Source organism: Streptomyces sp. 150FB, assembly GCF_000818195.1.
Classification (GTDB): Bacteria; Actinomycetota; Actinomycetes; order Streptomycetales; family Streptomycetaceae; genus Streptomyces.
Map to the genome: position 1 here is coordinate 8066948 of NZ_JTHL01000001.1, position 1345 is coordinate 8068292.

The 1345-nt window shown below is 75.1% G+C and carries 2 protein-coding genes; both read left to right on the forward strand.

What is annotated here, in order from left to right:
- The coding region (locus QR77_RS34640) for a hypothetical protein (protein WP_236710938.1) at positions 1-620 on the forward strand (620 nt) is incomplete at its 5' end.
- The coding region (locus tag QR77_RS47105; protein ID WP_040025973.1) for a condensation domain-containing protein at positions 617-1345 on the forward strand (729 nt) is incomplete at its 3' end. The genes QR77_RS34640 and QR77_RS47105, both read left to right, overlap by 4 nt.

Here is a 1345-nt window from a genome sequence, read left to right on the forward strand (position 1 = left end):
CCGGCGCGCCGGGCCGAGCGGTGGCTTGGGCCAGCCCCGTCGGCGCCGACGTCGGCGACTCCGTCGGGGCCGATGGAGCCCCCGGGCCCGCCGGCGACCTGTCGCTGGCCTCCTTCGTCGCCGGGCTCGGTGTCGAGGCCGACTTCCGAGCGGCCCGGGAGGGCGACCTCGCCAAGATCAACGAAATGCTCGTGGCCTCCAAGGACTTCACCCTCGGGGTGCCGATCCCGCCCGTGACAGTGGACGGGATCACCGCCGACGACGGCCGCGTCCTGCTGCTCGGCCGCGTCCGGGACCGCCTCGGCGACCTCGGCCCCAGCGTCGTCGTGGCGCTGGCCAAGGACGGCTCGGACTGCGTCGTCGAGGCCTTCGTCATCTCCTGCCCGGCCATGGGCAAGGGCGTCGAGACCCGGGCGATGCGTCAGATCGCCGCGCACGCGCGGGCCATGGACGCCGACCGGATCGTCGTCGGCTACCGCGACACCGGCCGCAACCACGCGGCCATCGACTTCCTCCGTTCGCCCACGGCGGGCGGTACAGCCGAGACGCCCGACGGCGCGACCCTGGATCTCCTCGTGCGCGCCGAGACCACTGACACGGAAGCCGTGATCACCTCATGACCGAGATCCCCACTCGGCCGGGCGCCCGCCCCCGCCGGTTCTCCGCGCAGAACCTCCAGCGTGTCCACCACGAGGCCGGGCTCGATCCGCTCGCCACCGCGCCGACCGCCGAGGAGCGGGCCGACCGGCCGGACGCCGCGCAGGAGGACGTGTGGCTGTTCGACCTGACCACACCCGAGGCGCTGGTCCACCAGCTCGCCCTGGTCGTCGACCTGACCGGGCCGTTCGACCGGGAAACCGCGACGAGCGCCGTACGCGTGCTGGCCCGCCGGCACGAGGCGCTGCGCGCGCGCTTCCCGGCCGACGCCTCCGGCACACCGGTCATGGTGATCGACCCCGAATTCACCGGGGTGCTCGACTACGTCGATCTGACCGTCCCCGTCCCCGCCCCCGTCCCCGCACCCACCGCCGGCAGCGGATCCGGCGTTGCCGACGCGACCAAGGCCGGGGCCGAGTCCGGGGCCGAGCTGCGCTGGACCGCGCTCGCCGACCGCGAGACCCACCGGCCCTTCGACCTGGAGAACGGTCCGCTGGCGCGCTTCACCCTCGCCCGGGTGGCCGGACGGCGGCACCGGCTCCTCGCCGTCGTACACCACATCGTCGCCGACGGCCGGACACTCCAGTTGCTCCACGGCGACCTGGTGGCGGCTCTGCGCGGCGAAGACCTGCCGACCCCGCCGCCCACCCTGGCCGCAGCGGCTTCCCGGGCCCGCGCCGCCGCCGAC